Consider the following 17,421-nt stretch of genomic DNA (forward strand, 5'->3'; position numbering starts at 1 on the left):
CGCGTCGCCTCAGTTCGTTATTCGGCGATGCTCAGGAACTTGCTCAGATGCGCATTCGGCGCATTGTCCTGCCAGCCCTTGACCCGTTCCGAAACGAGCCAGAGGTCCGCCTGGGTCAGGAACGGCGCGATCGGCTGCTCCTTCATCAGCAGAGTTTCAGCCTCGTGCATGATCTTCGATCGTGCCGCCGGATCCTGTTCCTCATAGGACTTCTTCATCAGCGCATCGAATTCGGCGTTTTCGAAATGGCCGTAGTTGAAGGTCTTGTTGGTGCTGAGGCTCAGTGCCAGGAAGTTCTCGGCATCGGCGTAATCGGCGACCCAGCCGGCACGCGCGACGTTGAACTTGCCGCCCTCCTGCAGGTAGGCATAGTGCGACGACACGTCGAGATTCACCAGCGAGACCTTGGCGCCGAAGGTGTTCTTCCACATGTCGGCGACCGCCGTCGCGACACGCTCATGATTGGGATTGGTGTTGTAGCGGATTTCGATGTTGAGCGGCTTGCCGCCCTCGCCGTAACCGGCTTCCTTCATCAACTCGATCGCCTTGTCCTCGCGGTCGAGTTGCGACATGTCGGCAAAGTCGGCCTTGGCGGGATCGCCGTAGCTCTCGATGCCCGGCGGGACCATCGAATAGGACGGCAGCTGCGAACCGCTGTAGATTTCCTTGGCAAGGAAGTCGCGGTCGACCGCCATCGAAAGTGCCCGGCGGACGCGGACATCGCTATAGGGCTCCTGGCGGGTGTCGAAAGCGTAGTAGTAGGTGGCAAGCGTCGGGGAAACGTGCACCTGCTCTCCATAGGACGTGCGCAGGCGCTCGATCTGGTCGGCGGAGAAGTTGTAGGCGAGATCCATTTCCTTCGCTTCGAAACGACGGACAGAGGCCGCCTGATCGTCGATCGGATAGAAGATCACCTTGTCGAGCTTGACATTGGCGGCATCCCAATAATTGGTGTTCTTCTCCACCGTCAGGCTGTCGTTCGGCACATGCGCCGTCAGCTTGAATGCGCCATTCGAAACCATCACACCCGGTTTGACGAAGTCCGCGCCGTTCTTTTCGACGCTCGCCTTGCTGACCGGAAGCGCCGTCTGGTGTGCGAGCAGTTCCAGGAAGAAGGGCGTCGGCCGTTCGAGGGTAACCTCCAGGGTCTTTTCGTCGACGGCCTTCACGCCGAGCTGGTCGACCGGCACTTCGCCCTTGTTGACCTTTTCGGCGTTCTTGATCGGGAAGAGGATGTTGGCGTATTCGGCCGCGGTCTTCGGATCCTCCACGCGGCGGAAGGAGAAGGCGAAATCCTCTGCCGTCACCGGCGATCCGTCCGACCACTTGGCATCGGCACGCAGTTTGAACGTGTAGACGGTACCGTCGTCCGAAAGCTCCCAGGTTTCGGCGGCGCCCGGAACGATCTTGCCCGCGGCATCGTAGATCGTCAGGCCTTCATAGAGGTCCTTGAGGATGAACTCCTCGATGTTGATGGAGGTGTGGGCCTGGTCGAGCGTCTGCGGTTCGCCGGCATTGCCGCGGTGAAGTACCGCCTCGGCGAGCGCGGGGCTTGCCCCGATGAGCAGCGAGCCTATGAGCGCAGCGGCCCTGAGATTGAGTTTCAGTGAAGCCATTTTTCTTCTCCTTCCCCTCGTTTTGGGTTCATTGATCGCAGGAGAGAAGTGCAAATTTTCAGCGAACGCAAGCGATCTGCCCGGAAAATTGCAGCCTTCTCTTTAAAACGCGAACGCCGATAATCGCTCAGGTTGTATAGGCGTTTCCGACGAATTTCCTCCCTTTCACGACGCAGGTCTGCCGGCCGGCCCCGGCGCGTGGAGATCCACCTGCAACGTTGTAGATCGCTTCGGCATGTTGCGCTTCGTTACGGAAGAATGCTCCGAAAGAGCAGTCATGCAACCTTCATGAATTGTAGCGGCACTTTACGTAATATGCATAAAAAATTGCCCCAATCGCTGCAATCTTTTTGCACATCGGCTCCCCCTCACGCGGACGCCGAACGCCGCCACGTTCCGGACCGAACCTGCCGCCGGCCGCGAAAACCCGCGGCTGCTCTGCGGGCACAACTGAGATTGGCAACACCACCAGAGGGCGAAAGTAGCGATTTCTGGCAGGGGGATTTCTCATCCACAGCAATTTGTCTGACGCACGTCCATCAAGCGACCGGCACGACCGCCGGCCCGGTTGCCAAACGCCCCGCATGAATTATTGTGCGCTTGAACTGGCGCCTGGAGTGGCGCGGAGCATCAGGGAGTTAAGAATGGCATTGATCACATTGCGGCAACTGCTCGACCACGCGGCAGAGAACAATTACGCACTGCCGGCCTTCAATGTGAACAATCTCGAATATATCCAGGCCGTCATGAGGGCCGCGGATGCGACCGACTCTCCTGTCATCCTGCAGGCAAGCCGCGGCGCGCGGGCCTATGCCGGCGATGCGTTTCTGCGCCATCTGATCCTCGGCGCTGCGGAAGAATATCCGCATATCCCCGTCTGCCTCCACCTCGACCATGGCGACCAGCCGTCGACCTGCATCTCGGCGATTACCAACGGCTTCACCTCCGTGATGATGGACGGCTCGCTGGAGAAGGACGGCAAGAGCGTCGCGAGCTACGAATATAATGTCGCCGTCACCGCGGAAGTCGTGAAGATCGCCCATGCTGCCGGCGTTTCCGTCGAAGGGGAACTCGGCTGCCTCGGCAATCTGGAAACGGGTGCCGGCGACAAGGAGGACGGCCATGGATTTGAAGGCAAGCTCTCACGCGAGGAACTGCTGACCGACCCCGAGCAGGCCCTCGACTTCGTTTCGAAGACCGGCGTCGACGCTCTTGCGGTCGCCATCGGCACCAGCCACGGCGCCTACAAGTTCACCCGCGAACCCGACGGCGAGATCCTCTCGATCGAGACGATCGCCAAGATCAACAAGCGTCTGCCGAACACCCACCTCGTCATGCACGGTTCCTCGAGCGTCCCCGCCGATCTCCAGGAACTCTTCAACGCCTATGGCGGCAAGATGAAGAAGACCTGGGGCGTTCCGGTGTCCGAGATTCAGAAGGCCATTCCGCTCGGCGTGCGCAAGGTCAATATCGACACGGATCTCCGCCTCGCCTTCACCGGCGAGATCCGCAAGCACCATATCGAGCATCCGGATAATTTCGATCCGCGCAACTATCTGAAGCCGGCAATTGCCCACATGACCGAGGTCTGCAAGGAGCGCTTCGAGGCCTTCCACGCCGCCGGCCAGGCATCGAAGATCCGGGTGCTGCGGTTGCCGGAGATGGCCAAGCGCTACGCCGCCGCATAATTTTCAGATCAGAGGCCCCTATCCGCCTGCCGGCCCCTTCTCCCCGTCCAAACGGGGAGGTCGCGGCAGCGGGTAGAGGGGCCGCGCGTCTGCGCCCGCAACCAGGGTCGATGGACAAGCAGCCGGGGTCCTCGCGCGCCCTGCATCCGGCAGTCTGCGCCGGTGCCGCAAACCTCTACCCTCCGCCCCCCGTGCCGGTCTCATGCTCGTAGAGCTGGTCCATGCTGAGCGACGCGACGTCCGCCAGCGCGGCCTGGCCCTTGACGCGCCCGGAGCCGAGGACCACGACGTCGTCGCAAAAAGAGATCGTGCTCCGGTGATGGCTGATCACGATCGTCGTGCGCCTGCCGGCCCTCGATCTCAACGTCTCGACGATCGCCGCCTCCGACAGGCCGTCCACCGCATTCGTCGCCTCGTCGAGGATCAGGATCGCCGGATCGCGCACCAGCGCTCTGGCAAGCGCGATGCGCTGGCGTTGGCCTGCCGAGAGGCTTGCACCCCTGTAGCCGACGAGCGTCTCATAGCCTTGCGGCAGCTGCTCGATGAAACCGTGCGCTTCGGCAAGCTTCGCGGCGCGTTCCGCTTCTGCAGGTGTGGCGCTTTGACCGTAGGTGATGTTTTCCAGGATGGTGCCGTCCACCAGTTCGAGGTCCTGGCTGGCGACCGCGATCTGGCGCCGCCACTGAACGGGATCGAGCTCGTCGAGCGGCACGCCATCGACGAGGATGCGTCCTTCATCCGGCTCGACGAAACGGCAGAGGAGATTGACGATCGTCGTCTTTCCGGCGCCGGAACGGCCGATGATTGCGGTGGAACGGCCGCTGCGGATTTCGAAGCTTGCGGAATGCAGCACCAGGGGACGCACCTCGGAACCGGGATACCTGAAGGTCACCCGGTCGAATTTCATGCCCTCGTGCAGGCCGTCGACCGGGGCATTGCCCTGAGGAGGCTTCGGCTTGTCGGAGGAGTCGAGAAGCCAACGCACCTCTTCGAGCGATCCGCTCCAGCCCTGAATCTGGCTCCAGGACATCTGCAGGGCGCGCATATGCGGCTGCAGTCGATATAGCAGCACGACGAAGGCGACGATCACCGGAAAGCTGACGCCGACGGACCAGGCGCTTACCACCACGGCCAGAAACAACGCCGAGTGGAGCACCTCGGTCAGCGGCGGCAGCGCCCCCTGTCGTGACTGGAGCGCAAAGCCGGCACGGCGAACGGCGTCGGACGCGGAATCGAATGCATCCTTCTCGCGTGTTTCCTGGCCGAACACGCGGATCAGCCTTCCGGCATGAACGAGATGCAGCATTCTGGCGGCAAGCTCGCTGTTGAAGGAGGTCACATGGCGGCTTGGGCCCTTGAGCGTCGCGGAGAGCGCTGCATGCGCAAGCTGGACAAGGACGAGGCCGAGCGCCACGAACAGCGTCATCTGCCAGGACATGAGCAAGAGAAAGGCGAGCAGGATGACCGCCGCCGAGCCGTGCACGATAGACGAAAGGACCGTCTGGATCGCGTCGGACGCGCGCCATGACTCGTTGGAGATGATGTTGAGCAGCCGGCCGGGACTTTGCTGCATGAAGAACGGATATCCAATCCGCAGGAGCTGATCCGAAAGCGCGCTGCGGATGGCGTGGCTGGCCTTGCCGTAGATGAAGGTCGTGAGCAGCGTGTTAGCGAAGGCGAGGATATTCTTGAGCACGATCAGCGCGAGCACGGCGGCCGCAATGACCAGCAGGCGTTCGCCGTCTCCCAAGCCCGCTCCTACCGCCTGAAAGTAAGCGGAAATGCCGCTCAAGCCGTTGGCTTGTCCATCTCCTGCGATGATGCCCAGCATCGGAATGATGAGGCCGATGCCGGCGCCTTCGAGCGCGGCGCTGGCAAGGCCGAGAATGACGACGACCGGCAGCAGGCGTAGTTGCCGCCCCAGCGCGCCGCGCAGGACCTCCAGTCCCGGCAATAGGAATCTACGCATATGCGGTCCTCACCTGAGCTTCGGTGCTGCTTGTTCGGGCTGGCGCCGTTCGGTCGGCTGCGCCGCGTTTGCCATGGCAATCCGCGCGAAGCGCGCGGCGCCGACAATGTTCATCGAAACGATCGGCCAATGTGACAGTTGCAGCTTTGGGTCGAAGCGGGCGCCTCCGAAAACTTCGCCGCATGCGGACCTGACGGTCCAGCCGAAATGCTTGAGGAGCCAGGGCGCGCCGAGCAGGTGCTTCAGACAGAGCCCGCCATTGCCGAGGCTGTAATTACGATGCAGTTCTTCGATCGCCGCACGAAAACGGCGCCCGTGATGATGATGGACGATCATGTCCGGCACGTATTCGACCGGAATGCCGAGCCGAAATGCCCGGACCAGGTAATCCGTATCTTCCGCGGCCTTCAGCGGCGCGCCTGCGCCGAAGCGCTCGTCGAAAGGACCGATGCGTGCCGCGACGTCGCGATGCATGGTCATGTTGCAGCCGAGCACGAAGCCGCCGGGGTGGACGTCGCGGGTCAGACGTGCCGCGACTTTCGACCGCTTGATGGTGAACGGCAGGTCGGCAGGGTCGCCGAGTTCCACGCGTCCTCCGCGGATGACCCGCGCGTCGCCACTGGCGTAGTGCCGTTGGAGGTCGGCGAGATAGTTCCTGTCCACCTCGCAGTCGTCGTCGATGAAGACGAAAATCCGGCCCCGCGCGCGCGCCATCCCTGTATTGCGTGCCGCGGCGAGGCCCGGGCGAGGCTCGGTGGCGAGCGTGATCGGCATTGTCGAGGCTGCTGCCATGCGTGCGAGTTCTTCCGGGGTGCCGTCCGTGGAGCCGTTGTCGACGACGACGAGTTCGCTCCTGTTCGCCGCATGGGCATGGCATGCGGCCTCGATCGATCGGATCGAGGCGCCAAGCGCCCGGACGCGGTTGCGCGTGCAGACGATGAAACTGACGAACGGCTCCGACGCTTCGGACAATGAAGCGACCACCGAGTGCCGAGCAGCCGGTGCTCTTGGAGGTTTCTGCGCTTTTGCAGGCAGTTCGACGGCCATGTCAGGTCCAGCCATGTCCGGAAAGCACGCTGGCGGCGGGCACCGACTGCAGGTGGCGCGCGAGCCGATCCACCCGCTTGCTCGCGGCGAGCGAAATCCGGCTGCACCAGGGTGCGCGAGCGGCCGCAAGCAGCCCGTATCGCTCGCGGCGGCGGATGAGGCCCCATTTCCCGGTCCGCGTCAGGAACTCATGGGTCAGTCGCGGCTGCTCCTCGTCGGCGATGAGCTGGTAGAGGAAGTAGAAGAAGCAAAGGGCGCCGTCCTCATAGGCACACCGAACCTCGCCCGGCTGGGCCGAAATCTCACCCTCTAGCGCCAGGACCCAGTCGGCAAGACGTGCCACCGTCTCGCTCGTCACCGCGGCGCCGATCGCTTCGAGGGCTGCGGATTCTCCGAGAAGGGCATCCCGCGCCAGGTTCTCGGCGACGATGGTCAAATGGGTTCGGCGCATCTGCCGCTTGTGCTTGCTGGTCACGCTATCCTCATGGATGCGATAGGCGACCAGCGCCTCGTCGATCATGTGGACTGGGAAACGATCCGCGATCCGCCTGAAGAGATCGAAATCTTCCGCATGCACATAGTTCGGGTCGTAGCGGAGCATCTCTTCCGGGATGACGTTACGGTTATAGACGACGGTCGAGTGCATGAAGATGGTGAAGAACATCGACAGGATTCGCAGGCTTCCCGGGCGGTATATGGGATTGGGCTTGCCGCGGATGATCCGATTGCCAATCAGCATGTCGATGCCCGTGCCGGAAAGGGCGAGCCGGGGCTCTGCGGAAAACAATGCGACCTGACGCGACAGGCGCGACGGATAGGCGATGTCGTCGGCATCCATTCGCGCGACAAGCTCGCCCTTTGCAAGCGCGAGGCCTTCATTCAGTGTCGCTATGAGGCCGCGGTTCTCGCGGGAAATGATGGAAACGCGAGAATCGCTCTTGCGATAGCGTTCGAGAATGTCCCGCGACCGATCCGTCGACCCGTCGTCGATCGCGATTACCTCCAGACGCTCGTAGTCCTGGCGCAACACGCTCTCGATAGCTGCGGCGATGTACGGCTCCGCATTGTAGACAGGCAGGACGATGGAGACGAGGGGCGTCGGCATGGTTCGGCTCGTGAGCTTATCGAAGGTTCTGGGGCTGCAGGGCTTCGTCACGACCGGCGCCAGGGATCGCGACTGCCGCCCCGGCTCCGCCGTCGGAACGAATATACGGAAAGTGCCGCTTCAGCCCGTTGAGCGGCTTTTCGAAGAACAGCCAGGAAACCGAGGCGAGCATCAGGGTCAGGGAGCCCGCAACGACGAACCGCCCTGCCCCCTGATCCGAGACATTGACCGGGATGAAAGGCTGCGCTTGAACGACCAGGGCCAGCACGACCGCGTGGAAAAGATAGACGCCATAGCTGATCCGGCCGAGCGCCGCCAAAGGCGAAAGCGCGACGAGCCGACCGGCAAGCCCGCCGATCCCCTTCGAACAGCCGCCGACCAGCATGGCGAGCGGCAGGAGCGGGAGGACCTCCAGGCAAATCCAGGCGAACCACGCGACGACCGGTGACATGGCAACGGGCTTCGACCACACGAGGACGAGCGAAGCGAGCGAAGCGAGCGAAAACGGCATCCAGCTCAGTTTTGCCCATGCCGGCCAACAGACTCGCCAGGATGGGCGGGCGGCGAGCAGCGCGCCCACGGCCAGCGCATCCATCGACGCCGGCGGCAAAAGATCCCGCGCGAGTGATGGAGTACCGGTGAGCGGCCAGTAAAAGCGGTAGGCGAGCGAGCAAACGATAACGCCGATGCAAACCCCGGCAACCGACCGGCGCGGCACGAGCAGCACGATCAATGGCCATACGAGGTAGAACTGCTCCTCGATGCTCAGACTCCACGTATGACAGAGAACCCACGGCGTCCATTCGTTCTGCAGCGCGTACCAGAAATTGGACAGATAGAGGGCGTGCCACGCCATGACCTCCTTCGATCGTTCCAGATCAAGGAAAAAGACGGCGGCGAGGACGGCGAAGTAAGGGGGGAAGATGCGAAGTGCGCGGCGCGCGTAGAAGGATTTGAGTGCCGTCGCCGGCTCGAAACGGGCAGTGTCGCGCGCATCGAGCAGCAGCCGCGTTATCAGGAAGCCACTCAATACGAAAAACAGCCGAACGCCGAGATGGCCCCAATGGGATCCATCAGCCGCGAAGAAATGCGCGTAGAGCACCATTGTGACCGCTACGGCTCTCAGGCCGTCCAGCTGCTGGTCGCGCACCATCTGCATCAACACTCCCTCTCCGTTCGAGCTTTCTTCCGTCGAATCGCGAACAGGTGCATCGTCTGCAATCAGGTTCGTTGAACGCTTGGCGACGGAAGCAAGCAGTCGGGCAGGCTAAAGAACTGTTCGAGGCTGAACGGGGGAATCGGGCCAAACTTTGTTCCGCCCTTCATCAACATAGTCGGCCGATCCCAAAGACGCCGGGAGTGTGTCTTGCGCGCAATATTCAGCGTCGGCGCGATCGAGTAGGCGTTGTGGTTGGCAGCGGCCCGACTCATTACGTCGGAATACATCTGTCAGCACATAAACATCTAAATTATTTTCAAGCTCTAAGTGCCGATGTTTTCTATCAAAACGTCGGCGGCGTGTTGATCCACAACAACACGGTTTCGCCGTCGTGCCTGTTCGACCAGGCATGGCGGCGGCGGCTCTCGAAATAAAGGGAGTCGCCCGGGTGGAGATCGTAGAACTGATCCGAATCCAGCACGAACTCCACGCGTCCGGAAAGGACGTAGACGAATTCCTCCCCCTCATGCCGGTAGGCGCCCTCGCTCGAGGCGCCTGGTGCCAGAACGAAGCGATGGCAATCCATCTGGTTCTTGCCTTCGGCCAGCAACTGCACCGTCACCCCCGGTGTCGTGCGCGGCCAGTTGCGCCATTCGCCGGCCCGCACGAGCGCGCGCGCTCTTGTCTCCCCTTCGCCGGAGAGGCTCGATACGGTGGTTCCGAAATATTCGGCGAGGTTGTGCAGAACGGCGACGGAGACGCCCTGCGACGTCCGCTCCAGGGTCGAGAGCACGGATGCCGCGATGCCGATGTCGCCGGCCACCTGCTCCAGCGTCTTGCCTGCGGCATGTCTCAGACTGCGCAGCTTCCGCCCGACCTGCAGGTCGCCATTGTCGTCGGTCGGCGTGGCGGAGCCATTTTCGTCTTCGGTAAAGGGGCTTTCAGCCTCCAGAGCCTCCCTGATCGCTGCGGGGTTGAGGCCGCGTTCGGAGCGGAACCAGGAAATGCGCTTCAGCCGGGCGAGATCGGCAGCTGTATATTGTCTATGCCCCGTCACCGAACGCTCCGGCACGACGAGACCTTGCGTTTCCCAAAGCCTGAGCGTCGATGCGGACACGCCCGCTAGCCTTGCCGCCTCGGCAACCTTGTAGCGAATGGTGCCAATACCGCCCATCAATTCATATCCTCATCACCGTGCCGGATCCGTGCCGCCGATCGCTGGCGGCTATCTAGCCGCGAGCGCGGCGGCTGCACAAGAAGCGCCCATCAATCCGGGTGTTGTCTCGATCAGCAAATTTGATTTGCAATCCATCCTGAAAAATGTACCTCTTCCTGAGAAAAGTTGCAGAAAAAATGCAATATATTCCCTCTCGACCAGGACGACAACGATGACGAGCCTCACAGATCGCAAGAATGCAGCCATCTCCCGCGGTGTCGGAATGACCACGCAGGTCTATGCCGAGCGCGCGGAAAACGCGGAGATCTTCGACAAGGAAGGCAACCGCTACATCGACTTTGCCGCCGGCATCGCCGTGGTCAATACCGGCCACCGCCACCCGAAGGTGATCGCTGCCGTCAAGGCGCAGCTCGATCGCTTCACCCACACCTGCCACCAGGTGGTGCCCTATGAAAACTACGTGCATCTGGCGGAGCGCCTGAACGCGATCGTGCCAGGCGAGTTCGCGAAGAAGACCATCTTCGTCACGACCGGCGCGGAAGCCGTCGAGAACGCCGTCAAGATCGCGCGCGCCGCGACGGGCCGCCAGGCGGTTGTCGCCTTCGGGGGCGGTTTCCACGGCCGCACCTTCATGGGCATGGCGCTGACGGGCAAGGTCGTTCCGTACAAGGTCGGTTTCGGCGCGATGCCGGCAGACGTCTTTCACGCCCCCTTCCCGATCGAGCTTCACGGCGTGACTGTCGAGCAGTCGCTTTCGGCGCTGAAGAAGCTCTTCGCGGCCGATGTCGATCCGGCCCGTGTCGCGGCGATCATCATCGAGCCGGTTCAGGGAGAAGGCGGCTTCTACCCGGTCCCGACCGCCTTCATGAAGGCGCTTCGCGAGATCTGCGACCAGCACCGCATCCTGCTGATCGCCGACGAGGTGCAGACCGGCTTTGCCCGCACCGGCAAGCTCTTCGCCATGGAACATCACGGTGTCGCGCCGGATCTGACGACGATGGCGAAGAGCCTCGCCGGCGGCTTCCCGCTTGCGGCCGTCACCGGCCGAGCCGAGATCATGGACGCGCCCGGGCCGGGCGGCCTCGGCGGCACCTATGGCGGCAATCCGCTCGGCATCGCCGCCGCGCATGCGGTCCTCGACGTGATTGCCGAGGAGAACCTCTGCGAGCGGGCGAACCAGCTCGGCAACCGGCTGAAGCAGCGCCTTGCGGCCATCCGCGAGAAAGCACCGGAAATCGTCGACATCCGCGGACCCGGCTTCATGAACGCCGTCGAATTCAACGACGTGAGGACGAACCTGCCGAGCGCCGAATTCGCAAACAAGGTCCGCCTCCTTGCCCTCGAAAAGGGGCTGATCCTGCTGACCTGCGGCGTCCATGGCAATGTCATCCGCTTCCTGGCGCCGATAACGATCCAGGACGAGGTCTTCGCAGAAGCCCTCGACATTATCGAGGCATCGATCCTCGAAGCACGCGGTTGACGGCTGCCGGACCGGCCGCTATCGCGCTCGTCCAAGCCGGGGCGCATGATCCGCGCCCTCACAAGGAATAGAAGCGAAGCCTGCGGTCGCCGCAGGCATCGCGGGAGGACGCCCATGGCCCTGACGCCCGCACTTACCAGACACATCCGGCGACCGAAGGTCTTCGCCTCCCTCGGCGAAGTCACGCGGTCTTCCGGACAGCCGGCCGGCCCCACCTTCGATGTTTCCAACCCATCGACCGGCGAACTGCTCGCGACGCTTCCGGACATGGGAATCGATGACGCACGCGCGGCTATCGACGCGGCCGCCCTCGCCCAGCCTCTGTGGGCCGGCAAGCCGGCCAAGGATCGCAGCATCATCCTGCGCCGCTGGCACGACCTGCTCGTCGAGCATGCCGACGACCTCGCCTCTATCCTGACTGCCGAAATGGGCAAGCCCGTCGGCGAGGCAAAGGGCGAAGTGCTGCACGCCGCATCCTATGTCGAATGGTACGCGGAGGAAGCCAAGCGCGTCTACGGAGAGACCTTCCCGGCACCCGCCAACGATCGGCGTATGCTCGTGATCAAGCAGCCGGTCGGCGTGGTCGGCACGATCACGCCCTGGAATTTCCCGGCTTCGATGGTCGCGCGCAAGATTTCCCCGGCGCTTGCCGCCGGCTGCACGATCGTCCTGAAGCCCGCCGAACAGACGCCGCTGGTAGCCGGCGCGATGTTCGCGCTTGCCGAGAAGGCGGGCTTTCCCGAAGGCGTGCTCAATCTTCTCTACGCCTCCGAAGGCGCCCCGATCGGGCGCGAACTCTGCAGCAATCCCAAAGTTCGCAAGATCAGCTTCACCGGATCGACGGAGGTCGGAAGGCTCCTGATGCGGCAATGCTCCGACCAGATCAAGAAGGTAAGCCTCGAGCTCGGCGGCAACGCCCCGTTCATCGTCTTCGACGACGCCGATATCGACGAGGCGGTGGACGGCGCGCTCCAGGCGAAATTCCGCAATGCCGGCCAGACCTGCGTTTCGGCGAACCGCATCTATGTGCAATCCGCGGTGCATGACGCGTTTGCCGACAAGTTCGTCGCGCGCGTGCGCGAACTCACGGTCGGTGACGGTTTTGCTCCCGACGTCGCCATCGGTCCGATGATCGACGTCCACGCGATCGACAAGATCGAAGCGCATGTGGCCGACGCGGTAGCCAAGGGAGCGCAAGTGCGCTCGGGCGGCAGCCGGATCGGAACGACCGGCACCTTCTTCGAACCGACGGTGCTTACCGGCATCTCGCACGACATGCGCATCGCCCAGGAAGAGACATTCGGGCCGATCGCCCCGATTATCCGCTTCGAGACCGCCGAACAGGTGGTGGCCGAGGCGAACGATACGATCTACGGTCTTGCTGCCTATTTCTACGCCGAGAACCTCAAGCGGGTCTGGCATGTCGCCGAGGCTCTGGAGTACGGCATGGTCGGCATCAATACGGGCCGCATGTCTTCTGAGGCCGCTCCCTTCGGCGGCATCAAGCAATCCGGCATCGGCCGGGAAGGCTCTCGCCACGGTCTCGAGGACTATCTCGAGATGAAATATCTCTGCATGGGCAACATCTGACCGGGCGCCTGCCGACCGCCAGGACGCCCCCTCTGGCCTGCAGGCCATCTCCCCACAAGGGGGAGACGATTTGCGGCACGGGTCACGCTTCAGCCGAAGCTGCCACATGTAGAGGCGTTCCGTATTGCGAGGGGAACTGTCGGAACGACAAGATTTCGGGCCGGCTCTTCAAGGAGCACGGATGATCGCAAGCGTATGGCGGGCGATCATCAGCTCCTCGTCGGTGGGCATGACGTGGAGCGCGACGCGGCTTCCTGCCTTCGAGATGATCGAGGCATCTGCATCGTTTGCGGCCGGATCGAGCTGCGCGCCGAGCCAGGCCAGGCCTTCGGAAATACGGGCCCGGATCGGCGCCGCGTTTTCGCCGATACCGGCGGTAAACACAAAAGCGTCGAGGCCTCCCAAGGCTGCGGCCAGCATGCCGGCGTTGAGCGCGCAGCGGTGCACGAAATGGTCTATCGCGAAGGAAGCGCGCGGGTCCTCGCTCTCCAGAAGCTCGCGCATGTCGTTCGATATGCCGGAGAGACCTTTCAGGCCGGACTGGTGGTAGAGCAGGTCCGACACAGCTTGTGCACTCATGTCCTGGAGCAGGTGGAGAACGACGCCGGGATCCAATTGGCCCGGCCGCGTGCCCATCGGCAGCCCGTCAAGTGCGGTAAAGCCCATCGTCGTTTCGACGCTGCGTCCGTCGTTCAGCGCGCACATCGACGCGCCGCTGCCGAGATGGGCGACGATCACCCGGCCGCGGGCGACCTCCGGCGCCACCTCGCGCAGTCGACCGGCGATATATTCATAGGAAATCCCGTGAAAGCCATAGCGCCGCACACCCTGCTCATAGAAGGCGCGCGGCAGGGCATAGCAATCGGTATGCTCGGCGCGCCCTCGATGGAAGGCCGTGTCGAAACAGGCGACCTGCGGCACGTCGGGTTTGATTTCCATAGCGAGCCGGATCGGCGCGAGATTGTTGGGCTGGTGCAGCGGTGCGAGGTCCTGATAGCTTGACAGACGGTCGAGCACCGTCGGGTCGATCAGCACCGGCCGGACGTAATCCGGACCGCCATGCACCACCCTATGGCCGATCGCCCGGAGGTCGAAGCCGCGAAGCGTCGCCAGCCAGTCGCGTGCGACCGACAGGGCCGCGGGAAGGTCGCGAACGTCGGTCCTGTCCAAGCTTCGATCGATGAGCTCGGTGCCGTCGGCTGCCGTCGCCTTCAGGCGCGGCCGGGTTCCGATGCCGTCCAGTTTCGCACGAACCTGCCGCTCGAGCCCCGCCGTGGCGATCCCGAATATCTGGAACTTCAGGCTGGACGAGCCGGCATTGATGACGAGCAGCGCTTCCATCTGACAGGAGCTTCGCACCGAAGCGGGGCTGCCGCAAGACGACCCTTGAAATTCAGGCCGCGGCTTGCCAATTGGGAGCAAACGTCAACGAGGTCCGAAAACGCAATGAGTGAAGTCGAAACGTCCGTAGAGAAACATGTCTTCGAAGCCGACGTGGCGAAGCTGCTGCACCTGATGGTGCACTCCGTCTATTCCGATAAGAACGTCTTTCTCCGCGAGCTGATTTCGAATGCGGCCGACGCCTGCGAGAAGCTGCGCTACGAAGCGATCGTCGCCCCCGAGCTCCTCGGCAGCGATCCCGCCTCGCGCATCACTCTGACGCTCGACGAGGAGAATGCCCGCCTGGTCATCGAGGACAACGGCATCGGCATGGGCCGCGACGAGCTTGTCGAATCGCTGGGCACGATTGCACGCTCCGGCACGCGTGCCTTCATGGAGCGGGTTGAAGCAGCGCAGAACAAGGACGGCGCCCAGCTCATCGGCCAGTTCGGTGTCGGCTTCTATTCGGCCTTCATGGTCGCCGACAACGTCGATGTCGTTTCCCGCCGCGCCGGCACCGACAAGGCCTGGCACTGGGCATCCGACGGCAAGGGCAGCTACACGGTTTCGGCGGTCAATCTCGCGGACGCGCCGTCGCGCGGTACGCGCATCACGCTGCATCTGATGGACGACGCCAAGACCTACACCTCGCGCTGGACGGTCGAGCGCATCATCAAGGAGCAGTCCGGTCACGTGCCGGTTCCGATCTCGATCGTCGAGAAGCCCGGTGCAGAACCGGCACAGGTAGCAGACGGCACGGCGCTCTGGACGAAGCAGAAAAGCGAGATCAGCAAGGACGATTATACCGATTTCTACCGCGGCGTTGCCGGGCAGTACGACGATCCGGCGCTGACGGTTCATTTCCGCGCCGAGGGGCGCCACGAATATACCGCGCTTGCCTTCGTGCCCGGCTCGAAGCCGTTCGATCTTTTCGACCCCGATCGCAAGGGCCGGATGAAGCTCTACGTCAAGCGCGTCTTCATCACCGACGAGGCGGAACTGCTGCCGCGATACCTGCGCTTCGTGCGCGGCCTCGTCGACACGGCGGACCTGCCGCTCAACGTCTCGCGGGAAATGATTCAGGAAAGTCCTCTTCTCGCAAATATCCGCAAGGGGCTGACGAACCGCGTGCTGACCAGCATCGAAAAGCTTGCGGAAAGCGATCCCGAGGCCTTCGCCAAGATCTGGGAAAACTTCGGCAGCGTGATCAAGGAGGGCATTTACGAGGATTTCGAGCGGCGGGGCCAGCTCCTGGCGCTGTCGCGCTTCCGCACGACCGCGGATGACGACAAGCCGCGCGGTTTGAGCGACTACGTCAAGGAGATGAAGGACGGCCAGTCGGCCATCTACTACCTGACCGGCGACAACCTCGCCCAGCTGAAGGCGTCGCCCCAGCTCGAAGGTTTTCGCGCCCGCGGCATCGAGGTGCTGCTCCTGACATGCCCCGTCGACAGCTTCTGGGTGACGACCGCTCCCGATTTCGAAGGAAAGCCGTTCAAGTCGATCACCCAGGGTGCGGCCGATCTCGCCGCCATCGCCAAAAAGGACGATGCGGCCGGCGCTTCGACGGAAGCGGGCGCCGCCGTCACCGACTTCGTGGCCTTCGCGAGGGAGACGCTCGGCGAGGTGGTTTCGGACGTCCGAACCTCCGACCGCCTCACGGAAAGCGCCGTCTGCCTTGTTGCGCCCGAACAGGGGCCTGACCTTCAGCTCCAGAAAATGCTCCAAGGCGCCGGACGCATGGAGGGGGCTCCCAAGCCAGTCCTCGAGATCAATCCCGGCCATAACCTGATCGCCGCGCTTGCCGCCTGCTCCGCGGAGGACAAGGGCTTCCGGGAGGACGCGGTCAGACTTCTCCTCGACCAGGCCCGCGTTCTCGACGGCGACAAGCCCGAAAATCCCCGCGCCTTTGCAGAGCGGCTTTCCCGCGTGTTCGATCGGGCCTTGAAGGTTTAGGCTCAAGAGAAAGGCTCCTTCGTCCCGCAGGCGGGGCGAAGGAGATTGAGGCCGACCTGACTTACCGGTCTTTCGACAAGACCATTCCGATCTCCGCCAGCACCTCATCCGTATGTTCCCCGAGCCGGGGCACGCCGCGCTCGAGCGAAAGCGTTGCACCGGAGAAGCGGATCGGCGTGCGGACGCCCGGCGACGTTCCTGCCGCCGCGCCGGTATGGGGTGTCTCCACCCGCATCTGCCGGTGGACGACCTGCGGATCGGCGAAAACGTCGGCGACGGAGTTGATCGGGCCACCGGGGACGCCTGCGGCTTCGAGCCGGGCGAGCAACGTATCCCGCTCGAACTTCGCTGTTTCCGCCGCGAGCTCCGGTGTCAGGCTCTCGCGGTGCTGCACGCGGTCTGCATTCGTGTGGTAGCGGGCATCCGAGGCGAGATCCGGCCGGCCGAGGAGTTCGCAGAATTTCACGAATTGGCGGTCGTTGCCGACTGCGACGATCAGATGCCCGTCGGCGGTCGGAAACACCTGATAGGGTGCGATATTCGGATGGGCATTGCCGAGCCGCCGCGGTGCCTTGCCGGAAACGAGAAAGTTCAGCGCCTGGTTGGCGAGCACGCCCGTCATGCAGTCGAGCAACGCCATGTCGATCTGCTGGCCATCGCCCGTGCGTTCCCGCTGTGCCAGGGCCGCCTGCACCGCGATAACACCATAGAGCCCGGTGAAAATATCTGCGAAGGCAACGCCGATCTTTTGCGGTTCACGATCCGGCTCGCCCGTCAGGTCCATGATGCCGCTCATGCCCTGGACGATGTAGTCGTAGCCGGCGCGGTGAGCATAGGGCCCGTCCTGCCCGAAGCCGGTGACCGAGCAATAGATGAGCCGCGGATTGACTTTCCTCAGGCTTTCATAATCGAGACCGTATTTGGCGAGGCCGCCGACCTTGAAGTTCTCGAGCAAGACGTCGGATTGCGCGGCAAGCCGGCGCACCGCCTCCTGCCCCTCTGCGGTCGTAAAGTCGAGAACGACAGACCTCTTGCCGCGGTTGCACGCGTGAAAATAGGCGGCATCCAGCCTTTCGTCGTCTTCGCCTTTCACGAAGGGAGGTCCCCAGGTCCGGGTGTCGTCTCCGGCCGGGCTCTCGACCTTGACGACGTCGGCGCCGAGATCGGCAAGGGTCTGCCCGATCCAGGGGCCCGCCAGTATGCGGGCAAGTTCGAGCACCCGGATGCCCTTGAGCGGCGCTTCCATGGCGGCGC

At 63.2% G+C, this 17,421-nt stretch carries 12 protein-coding genes; 4 read left to right on the forward strand and 8 right to left on the reverse strand.

Translation table 11 applies throughout. The features are described from left to right. Positions 1-17 precede the first annotated feature (17 nt). A complete protein-coding gene (locus ACTJKL_RS10905) occupies positions 18-1,616 on the reverse strand; it encodes a peptide ABC transporter substrate-binding protein (RefSeq protein ID WP_100670192.1) in 1,599 nt (532 codons plus the stop codon). Positions 1,617-2,260: 644 nt separating this feature from the next. Between ACTJKL_RS10905 and fba the strand changes: the two genes are divergently transcribed. After that, complete coding sequence (fba, locus tag ACTJKL_RS10910) at positions 2,261-3,304, forward strand: class II fructose-bisphosphate aldolase (RefSeq protein ID WP_100670191.1); 1,044 nt, start codon at positions 2,261-2,263, stop codon at positions 3,302-3,304. Positions 3,305-3,479: 175 nt separating this feature from the next. On the opposite strand, the gene ACTJKL_RS10915 is transcribed toward fba, so the two are convergent. The 5 genes from ACTJKL_RS10915 to ACTJKL_RS10935 all read right to left on the reverse strand — a co-directional run bounded on the left by ACTJKL_RS10915 (position 3,480) and on the right by ACTJKL_RS10935 (position 9,758). Further along, entirely contained in the window at positions 3,480-5,273 is a 1,794-nt protein-coding gene (locus ACTJKL_RS10915) for an ABC transporter ATP-binding protein (protein ID WP_440852875.1), read from the reverse strand. Between the two features lie 9 nt (positions 5,274-5,282). Continuing rightward, positions 5,283-6,320 carry a glycosyltransferase family 2 protein gene (locus ACTJKL_RS10920; RefSeq protein WP_440852876.1) on the reverse strand — a complete coding sequence of 346 codons (1,038 nt, stop codon included), beginning with the start codon at positions 6,318-6,320 and terminating at the stop codon, positions 5,283-5,285. A gap of 1 nt (position 6,321) precedes the next feature. After that, entirely contained in the window at positions 6,322-7,425 is a 1,104-nt protein-coding gene (locus ACTJKL_RS10925) for a glycosyltransferase family 2 protein (protein WP_440852877.1), read from the reverse strand. A gap of 16 nt (positions 7,426-7,441) precedes the next feature. After that, on the reverse strand, positions 7,442-8,584 hold the full coding sequence (locus ACTJKL_RS10930) for an acyltransferase family protein (RefSeq protein ID WP_440852971.1): 1,143 nt from the start codon (positions 8,582-8,584) through the stop codon (positions 7,442-7,444). Between the two features lie 343 nt (positions 8,585-8,927). Next, positions 8,928-9,758, reverse strand: coding sequence for a MerR family transcriptional regulator (locus ACTJKL_RS10935; protein WP_100670186.1), 831 nt, complete (start codon positions 9,756-9,758; stop codon positions 8,928-8,930). A gap of 214 nt (positions 9,759-9,972) precedes the next feature. Here ACTJKL_RS10935 and ACTJKL_RS10940 point away from each other — a divergent pair, with 214 nt between their 5' ends. Then, entirely contained in the window at positions 9,973-11,241 is a 1,269-nt protein-coding gene (locus ACTJKL_RS10940; RefSeq protein ID WP_440852878.1) for a 4-aminobutyrate--2-oxoglutarate transaminase, read from the forward strand. Between the two features lie 114 nt (positions 11,242-11,355). After that, positions 11,356-12,831 (forward strand): NAD-dependent succinate-semialdehyde dehydrogenase, encoded by a 1,476-nt coding sequence (locus tag ACTJKL_RS10945; RefSeq protein ID WP_411922835.1) that lies wholly within the window; start codon positions 11,356-11,358, stop codon positions 12,829-12,831. A gap of 168 nt (positions 12,832-12,999) precedes the next feature. Here ACTJKL_RS10945 and ACTJKL_RS10950 read toward each other — a convergent pair whose 3' ends face one another. Continuing rightward, positions 13,000-14,172 (reverse strand): acetate/propionate family kinase, encoded by a 1,173-nt coding sequence (locus tag ACTJKL_RS10950; protein WP_411926642.1) that lies wholly within the window; start codon positions 14,170-14,172, stop codon positions 13,000-13,002. Positions 14,173-14,277: 105 nt separating this feature from the next. On the opposite strand from ACTJKL_RS10950, the gene htpG reads away from it, so the two are divergent. Continuing rightward, positions 14,278-16,167, forward strand: coding sequence for a molecular chaperone HtpG (gene htpG, locus ACTJKL_RS10955; RefSeq protein ID WP_100670182.1), 1,890 nt, complete (start codon positions 14,278-14,280; stop codon positions 16,165-16,167). 61 nt (positions 16,168-16,228) lie between these two features. Here htpG and ACTJKL_RS10960 read toward each other — a convergent pair whose 3' ends face one another. Further along, positions 16,229-17,413, reverse strand: a complete 1,185-nt coding sequence (locus ACTJKL_RS10960) for a CaiB/BaiF CoA transferase family protein (protein ID WP_100670181.1) — start codon at positions 17,411-17,413, stop codon at positions 16,229-16,231. Positions 17,414-17,421 lie beyond the last annotated feature (8 nt).

Origin of the sequence: Sinorhizobium sp. 22678 (genome assembly GCF_052044265.1) — a bacterium.
Lineage (GTDB): Bacteria > Pseudomonadota > Alphaproteobacteria > Rhizobiales > Rhizobiaceae > Sinorhizobium > Sinorhizobium meliloti_A.

Bases quoted from the DNA above. Each gene is read 5' to 3' on its own strand.
- ACTJKL_RS10950 (WP_411926642.1), bottom strand. From the start codon at position 14,172: ATGGAAGCGCTGCTCGTCATCAATGCCGGCTCGTCCAGCCTGAAGTTC.
- ACTJKL_RS10945 (WP_411922835.1), top strand. From the start codon at position 11,356: ATGGCCCTGACGCCCGCACTTACCAGACACATCCGGCGACCGAAGGTC.
- ACTJKL_RS10930 (WP_440852971.1), bottom strand. From the start codon at position 8,584: ATGCAGATGGTGCGCGACCAGCAGCTGGACGGCCTGAGAGCCGTAGCG.
- ACTJKL_RS10920 (WP_440852876.1), bottom strand. From the start codon at position 6,320: ATGGCCGTCGAACTGCCTGCAAAAGCGCAGAAACCTCCAAGAGCACCG.
- ACTJKL_RS10915 (WP_440852875.1), bottom strand. From the start codon at position 5,273: ATGCGTAGATTCCTATTGCCGGGACTGGAGGTCCTGCGCGGCGCGCTG.
- htpG (WP_100670182.1), top strand. From the start codon at position 14,278: ATGAGTGAAGTCGAAACGTCCGTAGAGAAACATGTCTTCGAAGCCGAC.
- ACTJKL_RS10935 (WP_100670186.1), bottom strand. From the start codon at position 9,758: ATGGGCGGTATTGGCACCATTCGCTACAAGGTTGCCGAGGCGGCAAGG.
- fba (WP_100670191.1), top strand. From the start codon at position 2,261: ATGGCATTGATCACATTGCGGCAACTGCTCGACCACGCGGCAGAGAAC.
- ACTJKL_RS10905 (WP_100670192.1), bottom strand. From the start codon at position 1,616: ATGGCTTCACTGAAACTCAATCTCAGGGCCGCTGCGCTCATAGGCTCG.
- ACTJKL_RS10940 (WP_440852878.1), top strand. From the start codon at position 9,973: ATGACGAGCCTCACAGATCGCAAGAATGCAGCCATCTCCCGCGGTGTC.
- ACTJKL_RS10925 (WP_440852877.1), bottom strand. From the start codon at position 7,425: ATGCCGACGCCCCTCGTCTCCATCGTCCTGCCTGTCTACAATGCGGAG.
- ACTJKL_RS10960 (WP_100670181.1), bottom strand. From the start codon at position 17,413: ATGGAAGCGCCGCTCAAGGGCATCCGGGTGCTCGAACTTGCCCGCATA.